The 16,443-nt window shown below is 43.4% G+C and carries 16 protein-coding genes; 13 read left to right on the top strand and 3 right to left on the bottom strand.

Annotated elements, in window-relative coordinates; all coding sequences use genetic code 11:
- Position 1: 1 nt before the first annotated feature.
- From ACN6MV_RS17310 to ACN6MV_RS17275, 8 genes are all read left to right on the top strand, one after another.
- Positions 2-346: a cyclic-phosphate processing receiver domain-containing protein gene (locus ACN6MV_RS17310; protein WP_076118716.1), complete on the top strand. Its 345-nt coding sequence runs from the start codon at positions 2-4 to the stop codon at positions 344-346.
- A complete protein-coding gene (locus ACN6MV_RS17305; RefSeq protein ID WP_042128312.1) occupies positions 343-666 on the top strand; it encodes a thioredoxin family protein in 324 nt (107 codons plus the stop codon). Before ACN6MV_RS17310 ends, ACN6MV_RS17305 begins: the two co-directional genes overlap by 4 nt.
- Positions 666-1,448 (top strand): ABC transporter ATP-binding protein, encoded by a 783-nt coding sequence (locus tag ACN6MV_RS17300; protein ID WP_042128310.1) that lies wholly within the window; start codon positions 666-668, stop codon positions 1,446-1,448. The genes ACN6MV_RS17305 and ACN6MV_RS17300 overlap by 1 nt, the downstream gene beginning before the upstream one ends.
- Complete coding sequence (locus tag ACN6MV_RS17295) at positions 1,445-2,512, top strand: SAM-dependent methyltransferase (RefSeq protein WP_042128309.1); 1,068 nt, start codon at positions 1,445-1,447, stop codon at positions 2,510-2,512. The genes ACN6MV_RS17300 and ACN6MV_RS17295 overlap by 4 nt, the downstream gene beginning before the upstream one ends.
- A gap of 119 nt (positions 2,513-2,631) precedes the next feature.
- Positions 2,632-4,134 carry a serine/threonine protein kinase gene (locus ACN6MV_RS17290; RefSeq protein ID WP_339286803.1) on the top strand — a complete coding sequence of 501 codons (1,503 nt, stop codon included), beginning with the start codon at positions 2,632-2,634 and terminating at the stop codon, positions 4,132-4,134.
- 234 nt (positions 4,135-4,368) lie between these two features.
- Positions 4,369-5,922, top strand: coding sequence for an ABC-F family ATP-binding cassette domain-containing protein (locus tag ACN6MV_RS17285; protein WP_042128304.1), 1,554 nt, complete (start codon positions 4,369-4,371; stop codon positions 5,920-5,922).
- A 72-nt stretch (positions 5,923-5,994) separates the two neighbouring features.
- A complete protein-coding gene (locus ACN6MV_RS17280; protein WP_419884488.1) occupies positions 5,995-7,035 on the top strand; it encodes a ThiF family adenylyltransferase in 1,041 nt (346 codons plus the stop codon).
- A 115-nt stretch (positions 7,036-7,150) separates the two neighbouring features.
- Complete coding sequence (locus ACN6MV_RS17275; protein ID WP_419884487.1) at positions 7,151-7,873, top strand: response regulator transcription factor; 723 nt, start codon at positions 7,151-7,153, stop codon at positions 7,871-7,873.
- A 45-nt stretch (positions 7,874-7,918) separates the two neighbouring features.
- Here ACN6MV_RS17275 and ACN6MV_RS17270 read toward each other — a convergent pair whose 3' ends face one another.
- Together ACN6MV_RS17270 and ACN6MV_RS17265 are read right to left on the bottom strand one after the other, a co-directional pair.
- Positions 7,919-8,419, bottom strand: coding sequence for a C40 family peptidase (locus tag ACN6MV_RS17270; RefSeq protein ID WP_339286799.1), 501 nt, complete (start codon positions 8,417-8,419; stop codon positions 7,919-7,921).
- 326 nt (positions 8,420-8,745) lie between these two features.
- The gene (locus ACN6MV_RS17265) at positions 8,746-9,387 is read right to left on the bottom strand and encodes a thiamine diphosphokinase (RefSeq protein ID WP_419884486.1); all 642 of its coding nucleotides are present in this window, start codon (positions 9,385-9,387) and stop codon (positions 8,746-8,748) included.
- A gap of 164 nt (positions 9,388-9,551) precedes the next feature.
- Here ACN6MV_RS17265 and ACN6MV_RS17260 point away from each other — a divergent pair, with 164 nt between their 5' ends.
- Complete coding sequence (locus ACN6MV_RS17260) at positions 9,552-10,016, top strand: low molecular weight protein-tyrosine-phosphatase (RefSeq protein WP_042128296.1); 465 nt, start codon at positions 9,552-9,554, stop codon at positions 10,014-10,016.
- Positions 10,017-10,153: 137 nt separating this feature from the next.
- Here ACN6MV_RS17260 and ACN6MV_RS17255 read toward each other — a convergent pair whose 3' ends face one another.
- Complete coding sequence (locus ACN6MV_RS17255; protein ID WP_042128294.1) at positions 10,154-10,885, bottom strand: alpha/beta hydrolase; 732 nt, start codon at positions 10,883-10,885, stop codon at positions 10,154-10,156.
- A 265-nt stretch (positions 10,886-11,150) separates the two neighbouring features.
- Here ACN6MV_RS17255 and pdhA point away from each other — a divergent pair, with 265 nt between their 5' ends.
- The 4 genes from pdhA to lpdA all read left to right on the top strand — a co-directional run bounded on the left by pdhA (position 11,151) and on the right by lpdA (position 16,360).
- Positions 11,151-12,218 carry a pyruvate dehydrogenase (acetyl-transferring) E1 component subunit alpha gene (gene pdhA / locus ACN6MV_RS17250; protein WP_042128292.1) on the top strand — a complete coding sequence of 356 codons (1,068 nt, stop codon included), beginning with the start codon at positions 11,151-11,153 and terminating at the stop codon, positions 12,216-12,218.
- 15 nt (positions 12,219-12,233) lie between these two features.
- A complete protein-coding gene (locus tag ACN6MV_RS17245) occupies positions 12,234-13,211 on the top strand; it encodes an alpha-ketoacid dehydrogenase subunit beta (RefSeq protein ID WP_042128290.1) in 978 nt (325 codons plus the stop codon).
- Positions 13,212-13,319: 108 nt separating this feature from the next.
- Positions 13,320-14,945, top strand: coding sequence for a 2-oxo acid dehydrogenase subunit E2 (locus tag ACN6MV_RS17240; RefSeq protein WP_042128288.1), 1,626 nt, complete (start codon positions 13,320-13,322; stop codon positions 14,943-14,945).
- 2 nt (positions 14,946-14,947) lie between these two features.
- Positions 14,948-16,360: a dihydrolipoyl dehydrogenase gene (lpdA, locus tag ACN6MV_RS17235; RefSeq protein ID WP_042128286.1), complete on the top strand. Its 1,413-nt coding sequence runs from the start codon at positions 14,948-14,950 to the stop codon at positions 16,358-16,360.
- Positions 16,361-16,443 lie beyond the last annotated feature (83 nt).

Here is a 16,443-nt window from a genome sequence, read left to right as displayed (position 1 = left end):
TGTGATTCATATCTATATGGATGATCTTCGAAAGGTACCGAAAGGGTTCGCTCTGGCTCGTACGACGGAAGAATGTCTTCTGATGCTGCGTGAGTGTGAGGTGGATATTTTATCACTGGATTACGATATGGGGCCGGATGATTATTCGGGTGGAGAAGTTGCTAGACGGATCGTACTGGAAGGACTATATCCCCGAGAAATTTATTTGCACACTTCCAGTCTATGGGGGCGAAGAGAAATGTTTGAGATCTTATACACGGCAAAACCTGAGGGGATGCTTTTGGTAAATGGCCCCCTAAGTTCTGATAAGCTTCGTGATATCTCCAAGGAGACGGAATTGAAATGAAGGAAATGCAGGAAGTAGAATTACTGGACGCGCTCAAGAGCGCTGGAGAACCACTTGTAGTATTTTTACACACTCCATTGTGCGGTACTTGTAAGGCTGCTGAACGAATGTTAGAAGTGGCGGCCCATCTTTTACCCCCTGAACTCCAGATGGTTGCAGGCAATGTGAATATGCTCCCCAATCTTGTAAGACATTATCGTATAACCAGCGTACCTGCGCTACTAGTGGTTTCTGCAGACCGGACAGATGATCCGAATATTTATTATTCAATGGTTTCAGTTGAGCGGGTGCTGGAATACATAAGGGGTGTTATATCATAATCATTTCATTACAACATTTATCTCTTCGTAGGGAAGAAAGCTTAATCTTGGATGATGTGTCGCTAGAAGTTAAGGAAGGTGAGAACTGGGTCATTTTGGGCCGGAACGGTTCTGGTAAAACAACAATTCTAGAGATTGTGACAGGTTACCTGTTTCCTAGCAAAGGGACTGTAGAAGTGCTGGGTTATAAATATGGGCAATGTGATGTACGTGAGGTTCGTAAAGAAATTGGTTATATCGGTCCTTCCTTGATGGAAAAGATGTCTTTAAATGATCCGGTGTGGGAGGTCGTAGCTACAGGGGCTTACGCTTATTTGCGTTTTTACGAGACGATCCCTACCGAAGTAAAAGAGAAAGCAATCAGTATGCTTGAAGATATGAATCTAGGCAATATGGCATTTCATCCCTTTGGGACCTTGTCACAGGGAGAACGTAAAAAAGCCATGCTGGCAAGATGTCTTATGGCTGACCCTAAGCTATTAATTATGGACGAGCCTTGTGCGGGCCTTGATCTATATGAAAGGGAAAAAATGCTGGCTGAAATAGATAAGCTGAGACAGCGTAATGTTTCTGTAGTGTACGTAACTCACCATGTGGAAGAAATTGTCCCGCTTTTCACGCATGTTGCATTAATTCGTGAGGGTAAGCTAGCTGGATCTGGACTGAAAGAAGAAGTATTAACGAAAGAAATGATCTTGGCCACTTATGATATTCCTGTTGATGTTGAATGGGATAGCGGTCGTCCCTGGATTAAAATTAGACCTGGAGGCAAAACGATTTGAACGATTTTAGACAAGATACCGAAGAGCAGACCATCGCTCCGGAAGAAGTAGTGTATTCCCGATATATTTGTACAGCTAATCACGGCTTTGCGCCTTATGCGCAAGAAGAGCTTCGCCGTTTATTCGGTGCTGTGAAGAGTACTTTGCTGTTGCCGGGAGAAATCTTTTTGGCTACATTGCAATGTGAACCGGAGGAAGTAACGCGCCTACTCACTCAGAACCTGCCTATTTTCCTGCGTCATATACAGCCTGTTGAGTTTCAGGATGAAGGAACCATGGAGGCACTACAGCGTTTGGCAGTCTATTTAAGTCGACGCAGCGAGCTGGAAGGGGAGAAAGTATCCCTGAACGTTCGTAAGGGGGATCCTTCCTTCTGGCAGGACAGTCCGGGAGAACTTCGTGAATGGCTCCAAGAGCAGTTGCAGAGCTTAGGCGCAGAATTTACAGTGCAAGATCCAGCCTGGGTCATTTCTGTCTACGCTGACGGGAATGCCTTATATGCAGGTGTATCCAGACCAGAAGCGAATTTATCTAGCTGGAATGGCGGCGCCATCCGTTTTCGTAAGGAAGATGGACAAATCTCACGCGCTAAGTTCAAGCTTATGGAAGCTGAGAAGGAGTTTGATATCCCTTTTTACAGCTTCCGTAATGCGTTAGATATTGGCGCTTCTCCAGGAGGGTGGACTTCTTTCTTGCTGGAACGTGGAATGAAGGTTACGGCGGTTGACCCTGCATTAATGCATGAATCCCTACGTAATTATCCGGGTTTGAAGATCCTTCGTAAAAACGCTGGAGAAGTGAAATTCCGCGATAATGAATTTGATCTGCTCGTTTGCGATATGAGCTGGAGTCCTAAGCTGATGGCGAAGCTTGTAACTGGGCTGCTACACAGCCTGTCGCCGGGTGGGACAGCTATTGTGACCGTAAAACTGATGCATAAGAAGCCGCTAGCGATGATCAAGGAAATTATTGCGATGTTTGAAGGAGAGCGGATGCAGATTCAGCGTGCCAAGCAGCTATTCCATAATCGTGATGAAATTACGCTTTATATGATTAAGTACTAAATCAAACAAAATTCTAAATTTCTAAGGGAAAGCATCCCGTTATTAACGTGACCGTATTTTGCGGTAAGACGTTAATGGCGGAAGCTTTCTCTTTTTTTTACGAAAAAGGGGGATTTAAATTGTATTTTGAGACAAAGCTTAAGATTGGACAGGTTATTAATGACAGATACAGAATTACGGATCTGATTGGATCAGGTGGGATGAGTATTGTTTATCTTGCGGATGATTTGCGCCTAAAGGGTAAACGATGGGCTGTAAAAGAAAGCTTGTGCTTAGATGAGCTTCATTCTGATATCCAAGCAGAAGCCGATATGTTAATCACTCTAGACCACCCACGTCTGCCTCGGATTGTCGATTTCTATCTTCCAGATCGAGAAGGGTATTCCTATTTAATCATGGACTATATTGAAGGCGTGAGCTTAAATCAGTTAATGAAGGACAATCCCGGACCTTTGCCATGTAACTTCATCGTTAAAGTGGCTAGACAGCTATTAGAGGTTCTTCAGTACCTACATGATCATCATCCACCGATTATTTATCGTGATCTCAAGCCTTCAAATATCATGTTGACGCTGCAAAAAGAACTGATGTTAATTGACTTTGGGGTCGCTCGAAGCTACAAGCACGGTATCTCCGAAGATACGGTTAAGCTTGGTACAGTTGGCTTCGCGGCACCTGAGCAATATGGAAGCGGGCAAAGTCAGCCGGTATCCGATTTATACGGGCTCGGAGCATTAATTCTCTATATGGCAACTGGAGGGCAATGTAGCCATTGGGAGTACGGGATGGAGGATCGGCTATATAATTACATGCCAGCAGGCATTATTCCAATCATAAGACGCTTATTAAGACATCTCCCAGAGGAGCGATATCAGAATGCAGGAGCAGTTCTTAAGGCGTTAGATCGTGTGGAATCCGAAATGGACCGTGAAAATGATCTAACAGCAGTAGTCCCGTTTCCGCTAGAAAAGGGAAAATCGATCGTTATCGCTTTACTCGGAGTAGCTTCAGGTCTTGGAACAACACATACTTCATTTGCTGTGAGTAGCTTACTTGCACAGAAGGGGTCTACTGCATGGGTTGATTGTTCTATGAATTCATCGATTTTTGATCGCATTCGTAGTTTGTTATATGCACAGATTGCAACTGTCCCATATACTGACGAACAATCTGCTTTTTCATGGAAAGGAGTACATTATTGGAATCGTTCTGTTGACAGGGAAATGGCTGATCTACTGAGTGGAAACTATCAATTTGTGGTGTTGGACCTGGGCACTGGCGAATATGGAGGGGCTCTTGAAGAGTTTAAACATAGCGATCTTCCGCTTTTAATTGCCTCAGGTGCAGATTGGAGAATCGAAGAGTTGCTTCTATGGATTAGGCGAAAGGGAATACAGGCTGAACCGAATTGGAGAGTGGGATTACCGCTCGCTGAACACTCCTCTACACAGCTGCTACAAAGCGCTATTGGGACAGCCAAAGTTTATGGACTTCCTTTTCAACAAGATCCATTCAAGCCCAAGGGGAAGTTGGCGGATGTCATTAATGAAATAATTGAGGGATTATTAGATGCGCCTATTAAGGTGAAAAGTCGTGTTTTTTTCAAAAAAAATGCTAAATGAAGGGGTTCTGTATGTTTTAACGGCTCACTCAACGAACTTTTAATTCAGTGTTGCGCTAAAGTGTGTTAAAATATATATTTATACGTGTTTTAAAAATATAATAAAGTATACGTTTTACACTATACTTTATTCTTAGATTTCTCGTATAAACGCTTACCGTCCTATGGAGACGCCGAAGGCATTTTTGCTTGTTTACGCATTATTTAAGTATAGATAGGAGCTTGCTGAGAATTTATGAGTTTACTTAGTGTAGAAGACGTTTCCCACAATTTTGGGGATCGGACGTTGTTTAAGAATGTTTCTTTCCGGTTGTTACCTGGAGAGCATGTAGGAATTGTAGGAGCAAATGGCGTAGGGAAATCAACGCTTATGAATATTTTGACAGGGAAACTGTTGAAAGATAGTGGAAGAGTAGAGTGGACACCTCGTGTCCGTTATGGCTATTTGGATCAGCATACCATCTTAACACCAGGTAAAACCATCCGTGATGTATTGAAGGACGCTTTCTTGCCGCTTTTAGAGCTGGAACAGGAAATGCTGAAGATCACTGAGCAGATGGGGGACGCTTCTCCTGAAGAGTTAGAGGTTTTACTTGAGCAAATGGGGGACATCCAGGAGCAGCTGGACATCGGGGATTTTTATTTAATTGATGTGAAAGTGGAGGAAATGGCGAATGGCCTAGGCTTATCCGTCATTGGACTTGACCGTGATGTCGCTTCTTTAAGTGGGGGCCAGCGCACAAAAGTCCTGTTGGCGAAGCTACTGCTTGAGAAACCAAACGTACTGTTGCTGGATGAGCCTACCAACTATTTGGATGTTGAGCACATCGACTGGTTAACTAACTATTTGAAGCAGTATCCATATGCATTTATTTTGATCTCCCATGATACGGAATTCATGAATAAAGTCGTAAATGTGGTCTATCACCTGGAGTTCGGCAAACTTACTCGTTATACTGCAAATTATGAGAAATTCCTGGATATGGCTGAGATGAACAAGATTCAACATATAGATGCTTATGAAAAACAACAGGATTTCATTAAGAAGCAAGAAGATTTCATTCAGCGTAACAAAGCCCGTGCCTCCACATCTGGTCGGGCGAAGAGCCGTGAGAAGCAATTAGATCGTATGGATCGAATTGATCGCCCAGAAGAAGCTGCTAAGCCGACCTTTAAGTTTAAAGAGAGTCGTGCCAGTGGCAAAACAGTCTTTGAAGGCATTGATTTCGAGATTGGCTACGACCGTCCGTTGCTACCTATGCTGAATATGACCATTGAACGTGGAGAGAAAATCGCTATCGTTGGTTGCAATGGTGTGGGTAAATCGACGTTATTAAAGACCATTCTCGGAGTAATTCCAACATACAGCGGTAAAACTTATCTTGGAGATTATCTGAATTCAGCATACTTCCAACAAGAAGTGAAAGCAGCTAATCTTACACCTATTGAGGATGTATGGAATGAATTTTCTAGTCTAACTCAGAATGAAGTGCGTGGACATCTAGCTCGTTGCGGTCTGAAAAATGAGCATATTACACGACCGCTTAGTATGCTGAGTGGTGGCGAACAAGCTAAGGTACGTCTTTGTAAGCTGCTGATGCGTGAGAGCAACTGGGTACTGTTCGATGAACCTACGAATCACCTTGATGTGATTGCCAAAGCTGAGCTGAAGCGGGCACTGCAAGAATATAAGGGTACAGTCCTGCTGGTTTCCCATGAACCTGAGTTCTATGAAGATTGGGTTACGAAAATTTGGGATGTAGAGCAGTGGTCAGCTGTACAAGTATAGAATCAACATCTTTCCGGGGAATAGCAGACTATCTGCTGTTCTCCGGTTTTTGGATACAGGGAGGGGAATCGATTGATCCATACAGAGGGGCGTGAAGACCGTTATTCTCGTCAGGTGCGGTTTACGCCATTTGGTGAAGAAGGACAACAAGGGCTCGCGCAGTCTAGTGTATTAGTAGTAGGAGCGGGTGCGCTTGGTACCGGAATTGCAGAGACGCTGGTACGCTGCGGGGTCGGGAGGATTATTTTAGCTGACCGTGACTATGTAGAGTGGAGTAACCTTCAAAGGCAACAGCTCTATACCGAGGCAGATGCACTAGAACGTATGCCTAAGGCTGCCGCTGCGCTGAGAAGACTTCAACAGATTAATTCTGAGGTTGTTATTGAATCCCACGTTATTGATGTCCGTGCAGAGGAGCTGGAAGGGCTCATTTCAGGGGTTGATCTAATCATGGACGGTACGGATAATTTTGATACTCGGCTCATTATTAATGATATGGCACAAAAACACGCTATTCCATGGATCTATAGTGCATGTGTAGGCAGTTATGGAATAACATATACGATTTTGCCAGGAGAAACCCCATGTCTCCATTGTCTCTTAGGGACAGTACCTATAGGAGGGGACACCTGTGATACTGTAGGTATCCTTCCGCAAGCTGTACAATTAGTTACGGCAAATGCTACTACAGAGGCGCTAAAGCTACTGGGAAAGCGTAAAACACAATTAAGAAACAAATTATTAACGTTCGATGTGTGGCGGAATGAACACCATGAAATTGGAGTGAAGGCTGCTAAAAAGGAAAACTGCCCTTCTTGTGGGAGTCATCCGATTTATCCCTATCTTACGGCAGCAAATACCGAACGAAGCGATGTTCTTTGCGGGAGAGATACCGTACAAATCCGTCCTTCGAGACCACAGAAGCTTAACTTGCAGGAAACTGCGAATCGTTTGTCTCGTTTAGGAAGCGGAAGCGTGGACAGCAATGCTTATCTGGTTTCTTTTATAGAAGGGCCTTATCGAATGGTTATTTTTGCGGATGGCAGAGCCTTAATTCATGGGACTAAAGATATTGCTGCTGCTAGAAGCTTTTATCATCGATATTTTGGATAAAGAAGCGCTAAATAGGTGTTCAGACCATTTCTAAGGAATGGTCTTTTTGTTTTCCGGGAATTCTATAAGTACCGCAGTGTTGCTAGTGCAAGTCATATAGATATGGGGGAGCTTTGTGATTGAGCAAATAATATGGTATATGGCTGATAGCACTAGTAGCGAAGAAGATCGAGTCGTTATTCAAAGTGTGCTACAAGATATTGGACTTGAAGCAACAAAAAGCGAAGATCCCGAGGATCTCCGCTTAACCATATCAAAAGTAGAACCGGTACTGCTGCTTGCTGAGTTATACGAGGTGGGGACTTGGGAAGGCTGGGATATTATTTCCGCTGTAAGAGCAGAGGGGATGATACTCCCGGTAATGGTGATTTCCGGCGAACAATCTGAATCTGGAACTGGGGCGGTTTCGGCATTCTCAGCCGGGGGTAATGAGTATATGACCAAGCCTTTACATACCGGTGAATTCAAGTACAGAATTCTAAATTTATTAACCCTTACTGGACGGCGTCGAAATTTAAACCAACTGTTGAGAGTCGATGGTTTAATGCTCGATCCCAGTCGCAGATTTGTAAGTCGCGAAGGGATCGAGTTAAAGATGACGCCCAAGGAATTTGATCTATTGTATTATCTCGCTGCAAATCAGGGAATGATATGTTCCCGTGTCGAGATACTTAAGGAAGTATGGGGTTACCAATTTCACGCAGATACGAATGTTGTTGATGTTTACATTAGACATATCCGTTTGAAAGTTGATAAAGGTCACCGGAACAAGTTAATTCATACTGTTCGCGGAACAGGATATGTAATGAGGGCGCCCGAAGGCGGCACCACATCCTGAGACTTTTTCTCTATTATAGTTTGAACTCTACTACAGAGCTGTTGTTTACAGTACGCGGCGAGCCTTTAAATAAGTTTTTTTCCAAGTACCGGAGTTAAGATCGGAAATCGTAACACCTGGCTTACCGTAAGTGTGCAGAATTTTACCGTTGCCGGCATAAACAGCTACGTGAGTAACGTTTTTGCCAGTTGCTCTGCTACCGCTTGAGAAAAATACGAGATCGCCTACACGAAGATTCGCTTTAGATACGGCTGTTCCTTTTTTGGATTGTTCTGCAGCCGTACGAGGCAGTGTTACGTTATATTGTTTAAAGATATATTTAGTAAAAGAAGAGCAGTCAAAAACTTTAGTAGTAGATGTGGATGCACCGAATTTGTAAGGCACTCCCATATATTTCTTTCCGAGATTCACTATGCTTTGACCTTTAGACACCGAAGCAGCTTCAACTTTAGTTGCTCCTACGCCTGTTGCCATCATTGTTCCTAAGCCCATTGTAGTAACCATTCCTATAACAATCGCTTTTTTAATCCATTGTTGTTTATTCATGTTGTAGTACCTCCAAGGTGTTAGTCTTTGTTGTTGTGTTTGTCTGTCTTGCTTGCCTGATTCGTAGTATAGCAGGTTATCTATTACATAAAAAATGGTAGAGGTGCAATAAAGTGAGGCTGGGTATGGGTTGGAAGCGTTATATTAAAAATTCATTAAAAGTTACAAAAAATTAATAATTTGATCTGTCAGGATATAAAAAAAGCCGAAAAACCCTTGGTATATAAGGATTTTCGCGGCTTATTTCAATTTGCTATAAAAGTTACAATGATGTTTCTAAAATGCAAAAAGGGAGCATTTTTACGTTATACACGTGCCATATGTAATTAATCTTTACTCTGAATAATCAGCAACAATCCACTTCGGATGGAAACCGTTCCTGAGGATGAAATCAGTTTATTACTTACGCCAAGAGATTGTCCAAGCTTCAGTGTAGCGTCAGTCAATGGATATTGAAAACCTTCAAGGGTAATCCCCGATACTTCTGGGGTTAAGGGTAGCAAAGAAACGTAGGTGTAGCCTAAATCGTTGATAACAGCCTGGGATCCTGTAAGGGTTATATAGTTATGAGTGTCCATGACGTAGCAGTTGATTTGACGTTGAAGGGCTCTTGTCATCATTTGAATGCTAGCCAGAGAATGATCAATTCTAGTCCCTGTAACACCTAATAGTAGAATAGAATCAGGTTGCTGATCTATTGCAATATCGAGTGCCATCTCGCTATCTGTTAAATCCTTGTTCACGGCATCACAGGTGACGGTCTTTTTACTTAGGTTCTCAATATCTTGAAGTGCCTCAGGCGAAACGGAATCAAAATCACCTACTGCTATATCTGGTGTATATCCGTGTGAAATGAGAAACAATGCCCCTTGATCCGCACCGATAATAAAATCATCTTCATCTAATAGATCGAAATAATCCGGAGATAATTCACCACCGGCAAAAATAACGATGCGTTTGGATGACATAACATCCATTCCTCCTCTTAAACCTCTAGTTGAGTATCCTGTCCAGTATAATGCAGATCGAAAGGTTGCACAATTGACCTCGACAACGCTAAAATGAGAGTGTGTGATCTTTTGAGTATAATTTCACATATATTTTAGGTTTAACAACCAGGAGGTGAACGAAAATCGTAAGAGTACTGTTTGTATGTCTAGGTAATATTTGTCGATCACCGATGGCGGAGGCTGTTCTACGGCATAAGATTCATGAACGAGAATTATCAGACAAGATTCTTGTAGACTCTGCGGGAACTGGTGACTGGCATATTGGGAAAGAACCGCATGAAGGAACGAGACGTATCCTTGATCATAATGGTATTAGCTATGAGAATATGATGGCGCGTCTAGTTAGCAGTGAAGATTTTCAAAAATTTGATTATATCGTCTGTATGGACAAGTCTAATGGAGAGAATGTTCGAAAGGTTCCAGGAGGAAATGACGCTGATCTAATGTTCTTCATGGATTTATTGCCTGAGGAGGAACTGCGTGAAGTACCAGATCCGTATTTTACAGGTAATTTTGAACAGGTGTATGACTTGATCAACGCGGGCTGTGACATATTGCTGGAAAGAATGATAAGAGAAAAGCTGTAACCCAATTTGGATTACAGCTTTCTCGTTATGATTCATATGGTAAATCGAGGAAAGTTGCTGGATTAAACTGTAAGCGCAAACAAGTAATCTACATACTGTTCTTTAGATGTTCACTATTTACTACTATCAACTGGTCATTATGCGTTTAAGAAATAGAGTAGAGACTCTGGTAGCTCTTTCTGCCAGAATCCCCAGAGATGACGTCCGTCCTTCTCTCGGTAGGATACGGTTGCTCCGCGTGATTCAAGCAATGTTTTGGTTTCTCGATTCATCTGAACAAAATCATAAATGCCGGTATCCGTTTTGTAGTCAGTCTCCTGAAGACCAACGACCATATTAATGTTGAGCCAGGAAAGATCCTCTTCTTTGGCCAGCATTTCGCGGGACTCAGGATAGAAAGCCCCGGAAAGGCTGATGATACGTGTAAAGATCGCAGGATAAGCAAGTGCAAGATGGAGCGATACACTGCCCCCAAGAGAGTCACCTGCTAGGATTCGTTCGTCCGGAGTACGGCGTACAGGATATTTTTGTTCAATGAAGGGAATAATCTCTTCGGAAAAGCAAGATAAGTACTGCTTGAATCTGCTGCCAAACGGCGCATATTCTTGAGTCCGAACAGCGACGTCTACTTCGACACCTACAATTATGAAGGGCTCCACGTCTTCTTCTATAATAAGACGTCCAGCAAGTGTAGCGATGCGGCCAAAGTTAAAGAATTCTTCTCCGTCTTGGCAATACACAACGGGATAGCTCAAGACTTCGTTGTAGCCGGGAGGGAGATAGATGCGTAATTTGCGTTCCTCCTGCAGATGTTCACTCCAAAGCGTTTCTTTTACAATTGTGCGTTTCAGAAAAACAGAATCGCTCATAGTTGCCACGTCACCTTTCTTGTCGAATTTTGCAATACACAACGGTTTGCTCTAAAATAAATAGCTGAGTAACTGTGTGATTAATCATTTACTTGTTCCAAAAGCTTTAAACTGTTATATAAAAATATATCACCTGTTATACATACAAAATTTAAAGAAATATAAATTTTATAAGTATTTCTTTGACGAAAGTAACCAAACAGGTGTATAATAATATTATAACAGAGGCAGCTGATATTCAAATTTTTTTATTGAGGTGAAGATAATGAGTAAAGTTCCTTATGAAGTGTATACAGAGGACGTCGAGGCTCTAACGGTACTTTCCCCGGATGGAGAAATTATCAACAAGGATAAAATGCCTGATTTAACCGACGATCAACTGAAAGAAATTATGTATCGTATGGTATTTACCCGTACTTGGGATGATCGTGCAGTAAATCTTGGTCGTCAAGGCCGTCTTGGTTTCTACGCACCGGTATCCGGTCAAGAAGCTACTATGATTGGTAGCGAATTCGCTTTGGAAAAAGAAGACTTCTTATGCCCAGGCTACCGTGATATTCCGCAGCTAGTATGGCACGGACTTCCATTGTACCAAGCATTCCTATATTCCCGTGGACACCAACATGGTGGAGCTATTCCTGATGGCGTTAATGTATTGATGCCACAAATTATCATCGGCGCGCAAATCCTGCACGCTACAGGAATTGCAATGGGCTTTAAATTGAAGAAACAAAAGAGTGTTGCAATTACTTACACTGGTGATGGCGGTTCTTCTGAAGGCGACTTCTATGAAGGCTTGAACTTTGCTGGTCGCTTTAAACTGCCTGTTATCTTCTTTGTTCAAAACAACGGTTACGCGATTACGACTCCGTTCGCAAAACAAACAGCTTCCAAATCGATCGCTCACAAAGCGGTTGCAGCTGGTATTCCGGGAATCAAAGTTGACGGCATGGACATCTTTGCGGTAATCAGTGCTGTTCGTGACGCTGCTGAGCGTGCACGTAATGGTGAAGGTGCTACATTGATCGAAGCTGTAACTTACCGTTTCCGTCCACACTCCCTTTCTGACGATGCAAGTAAATACCGTTCGAAAGAAGAAGAAGGACAATGGAGTGAAAAGGATCCAATCAACCGTCTTGCCAAGTATTTGGAGAAGAAAGGTCTTTGGACTGAAGAAGATACGCTGCGCGTGAAAGACGAAGCGAAAGCTACTGTTAACGAGCAGATTAAAAAAGCTGAACAAACCGAAAAAATGACAATACCTGGCTTGATCGACAGCATGTTCGAAGTAACACCTAAACATCTGGAAGAGCAAAAAGCCGATTTTGAATAAGGGGGATATCAGGCAATGGCACAAATGAATATGAAAGAAGCGATCCGCGACGCGATGCGCGTTGAACTGAATCGTGACCCTAACGTTCTTATCTTCGGAGAGGATGTTGGTAATGTAGGTGGCGTTTTCCGTGTAACGGAAGGACTGCAAAAGGAATTTGGCGAAGATCGTATTTTTGATACTCCACTAGCTGAGTCCGCTATCGGTGGTTTGGCATTTGGTCTTGGTGTACAAGGCTTCCGCCCAATTGCAGAAATTCAATTCGTAGGTTTTATCTTTGAAGCACTTGATCAGATCGTCGTTCAAGCGGCACGTCTGCGTTGGCGTTCTGGCGGTAAATATAATGCTCCAATCGTATTCCGTACTCCTTTTGGTGGCGGAGTTAAGGCTGCTGAGCTTCACACAGACTCACTTGAAGGTTTGATTGCACAAAGCCCGGGTATTAAAGTAGTAATTCCTTCAAACCCATATGATGCTAAGGGACTTCTTATCGCGTCTATCCGCGACAATGACCCTGTATTCTTCATGGAGCATTTAAACCTTTACCATGCGTTCCGTGCTGAAGTACCAGAAGGTGAATACACTGTTGAACTTGGCAAAGCTAACGTAGTTCGTGAAGGTACTGACGTTTCGATTATTACTTACGGGCTGATGGTACATACAGCTACCAAAGCAGCCGAGCAACTCGAAAAAGAAGGCATTAACGTTGAAATTATTGACCTTCGTACTGTAAGTCCAATTGACATCGACACTATTGTAGCGTCTGTGAAGAAGACTAATCGTGCTATCGTAGTACAAGAAGCTCAAAAGAGCTCCGGTGTTGCTGCTGAGGTTATTGCACAAATTAATGAAAAAGCATTGCTGCACTTGGAAGCGCCTGTGCTTCGTATCGCAGGACCTGACACAGTGTATCCATTCGCACAAATTGAAGATACATGGCTTCCAAACCCTGCACGTATCATTGCAGGCGTGAAGAAAGTTTTGGATTTCTAAAAAAAATTCTATGAGAAACGGTTGTCATCCATATAGGATGACAACGTCGTTTCTTCTTCTAAATTCTAATCATAAGGTCAGTCCCAATTTCACAAGGAGGTTTTCAAAGTGGCAAAGTTTGAATACCGATTCCCTGAACTAGGTGAAGGTTTGCATGAAGGTGAAATCATCAAAATGCATATCAAAGCCGGTGACAAGGTAACGGATGATGATATCGTAATGGAAGTTCAAAATGACAAGGCGGTAGTTGAGGTACCTTGTCCAGTGAACGGTACTGTGTTGGAAGTTCTGACTAAAGACGGTCAAGTATGCCGTGTTGGCGAAGTTGTAGCAATTATCGAAGCTGAGGGCGATGTGCCTGAGCAAGAAGGTCATGCTGCTGAAGAAGCTCCAGCTGCACCTGCACCTGCTGCACCAGCTCCTGCGAATGCTAAATCAGCGAACTTTGAATATCGGTTCCCAGAACTGGGTGAAGGTCTGCATGAAGGTGAAATCATCAAAATGCATATCAAAGCCGGTGACAAAGTAACCGATGATGATATCATCATGGAAGTTCAAAATGACAAGGCGGTAGTTGAAGTTCCTTGTCCAGTGAACGGTACTGTATTGGAAGTTCTGACTAAAGACGGTCAAGTATGCCGTGTCGGCGATGTTGTAGCTATCATTGCTGCAGAAGGTGACGTTCCTGAACAAGCCGGTCATGCAGCTGCAGAAGCAGATGTAGCAAAAGGCAGTGCAGATACAACTTCTTCCCCTGCAAGCGGATCTGTTAGTGCAGCACCAGCTCCTGACCGTGATGTATTGGCTACACCTAGCGTTCGCAAATTTGCTCGTGAGCAAAAAGTGGATATTTCTAAAGTGAACGGAACTGGAAAAGGTGGCAAAATCACTCGTGAAGACGTTGAAGCATTCCTGAAAGGCGGTTCAGTACCAGCAGCATCTGCAACACCAGCAGCGGCAGCTTCTGAAGCTCCTAAGGCTGCTAAAACCGAAGCTAAAGCACCAGCAGCAGCGGCGAGCGGTAATGTTAGTCTTGAAGAAGAACGTGTACCATTCAAGGGCATTCGTAAGGCGATCTCCAATGCAATGGTTAAATCGGCTTACACTGCACCGCACGTTACCATTATGGACGAAGTAGATGTTACTGAACTGGTAGCATTCCGTACACGTATGAAACCAATCGCTGAGAAAAAAGGCGTTAAGGTTACTTACCTTCCGTTCATCGTTAAAGCATTGGTTGCAGCTTCCCGTCAATTCCCAGCACTCAACGCTATGATTGATGAAGAAGCAGGCGAAATTGTCTACAAGAAATACTACAATATCGGTATTGCTACTGATACACCTAACGGTTTGATTGTTCCAGTTATCAAAGACGCTGACCGTAAGAGCATCTGGATGATCGCTAGCAGCATCACTGACCTTGCAGTTCGTGGTCGTGACGGTAAATTGTCTGCTAACGAAATGAAAGGCAGCACGATCTCTATCAGTAACATTGGTTCTGCTGGCGGTATGTTCTTTACTCCAATCATTAACTTCCCTGAAGTGGCTATCCTCGGAACTGGCCGTATCAGTGAAAAAGCAGTTGTGAAGAATGGTGAAATCGTAGTTGCTCCTGTAATGGCGTTGTCACTCAGCTTTGACCACCGTATTATCGATGGTGCGACTGCTCAAAACTTTATGAACTACATTAAATCGCTGCTCAATAATCCTGAGCTGCTGGTTATGGAGGTATAATTATGGTAGTAGGAGACGCTTCTCTAGATATTGACACATTGGTCATTGGTGCAGGTCCTGGTGGGTATGTGGCGGCAATTCGTGCCGCCCAGCTCGGCCAAAAGGTCCTCATCGTGGATAAATCGGAACTCGGCGGTGTATGTTTGAACCGTGGTTGTATTCCTTCTAAAGCACTGATTGCTGCTGCACATCAGTTCGAATCTGCTAAGCATGGTGAAGTTTTCGGTGTTACAGCTGAGAACGTTAAAGTGGATTTTGCCAAAACTCAAGAGTTCAAAAACGGCGTAGTTAAGAAAATGACTAGCGGCGTGACTAGCTTGATGAAGGGCAACAAAATTGAAGTATTTAACGGCGAATGCATGTTTATCAGCGACACAGAAGCGCGTGTGTTCAATGATCATGAATCCCCACGTTACCGCTTCAAGCACTGTATCATTGCTACAGGTTCCCGTCCGATTGAATTGAAACCTTTCCCATTCGGTGGACGCATTTTGTCTTCGACTGAAGCTCTGGAACTTCCAGAAATTCCGAAGAGCATGATCGTAATCGGTGGTGGTTACATCGGCGCTGAGCTTGGTCAAATGTACTCCAAATTTGGTACTAAAGTAACAATTATTGAAGGATTGGATACTGTACTTCCAGGCTTCGACAAAGATATGACTCGTCTTGTTGCGAAGAACATGGCCAAAACTGGCATCGAAATCGTAACTAACGCTAAAGCTGAAAGTGCTGTACAGAACGACAAGGAAGTTACCGTGAAATATTCTGTTGGTGGCGAATCCAAAGAAGTAACTGCGGATTACTTGCTTGTTACTGTAGGCCGTCGTCCTAACACAGACGGTGAACTTGGTCTGGATCTGATCGGTCTAGAGCTTGACGATCGCGGATTGATCAAAGTTGATCACCAAGGTCGCACAAGCATTCCTAACATCTTCGCTATCGGCGACGTTGTTCCAGGTCTGGCATTGGCACATAAAGCTTCTTACGAAGGTAAGATTGCCGCAGAAGCGATTGCAGGACTTACATCTGTTGTTGACTACAAAGTCATCCCAGCAGTTGTGTTTACAGATCCTGAGTGCTCTAGCGTAGGTCTAACAGAGAAAGAAGCAAAAGACAAAGGCTACAAAGTGAAAGCTGGCAAGTTCCCATTCGCAGGGAATGGCCGCGCCGTATCTTTGAACAGCCCAGAAGGTTTCATCAAAATTGTTGCTAACTCCGAAAACAACCTTGTGCTTGGTGCACAAATCGTTGGTATCGAAGCTTCTAACTTGATCGCTGAACTTGGTTTGGCAATTGAAATGGGCGCAACACTTGAAGATATCGCTTTGACTATTCATGCGCATCCAACCCTTGGCGAAATTGTCATGGAAGCTGCTGAACTGGTTGAAGGTCATCCTATTCACGTAATGAAATAATTTCTCTACCCAATTGCTCTAGCAGGCACAAAAAAGGCGGAACGCATTTGCGTTTCGCCTTTTTGAGTTTTTCACTTATTTTT

This window comes from Paenibacillus sp. B-A-8 (genome assembly GCF_048572915.1).
Classification (GTDB): domain Bacteria; phylum Bacillota; class Bacilli; order Paenibacillales; family Paenibacillaceae; genus Paenibacillus_AQ.
This window is presented reverse-complemented; position numbering and strand designations above follow the sequence as displayed.

Bases quoted from the DNA above. Each gene is read 5' to 3' on its own strand.
- ACN6MV_RS17305 (WP_042128312.1), top strand. From the start codon at position 343: ATGAAGGAAATGCAGGAAGTAGAATTACTGGACGCGCTCAAGAGCGCT.
- ACN6MV_RS17285 (WP_042128304.1), top strand. From the start codon at position 4,369: ATGAGTTTACTTAGTGTAGAAGACGTTTCCCACAATTTTGGGGATCGG.
- ACN6MV_RS17270 (WP_339286799.1), bottom strand. From the start codon at position 8,419: ATGAATAAACAACAATGGATTAAAAAAGCGATTGTTATAGGAATGGTT.
- ACN6MV_RS17265 (WP_419884486.1), bottom strand. From the start codon at position 9,387: ATGTCATCCAAACGCATCGTTATTTTTGCCGGTGGTGAATTATCTCCG.
- ACN6MV_RS17255 (WP_042128294.1), bottom strand. From the start codon at position 10,885: ATGAGCGATTCTGTTTTTCTGAAACGCACAATTGTAAAAGAAACGCTT.
- pdhA (WP_042128292.1), top strand. From the start codon at position 11,151: ATGAGTAAAGTTCCTTATGAAGTGTATACAGAGGACGTCGAGGCTCTA.
- ACN6MV_RS17245 (WP_042128290.1), top strand. From the start codon at position 12,234: ATGGCACAAATGAATATGAAAGAAGCGATCCGCGACGCGATGCGCGTT.
- lpdA (WP_042128286.1), top strand. From the start codon at position 14,948: ATGGTAGTAGGAGACGCTTCTCTAGATATTGACACATTGGTCATTGGT.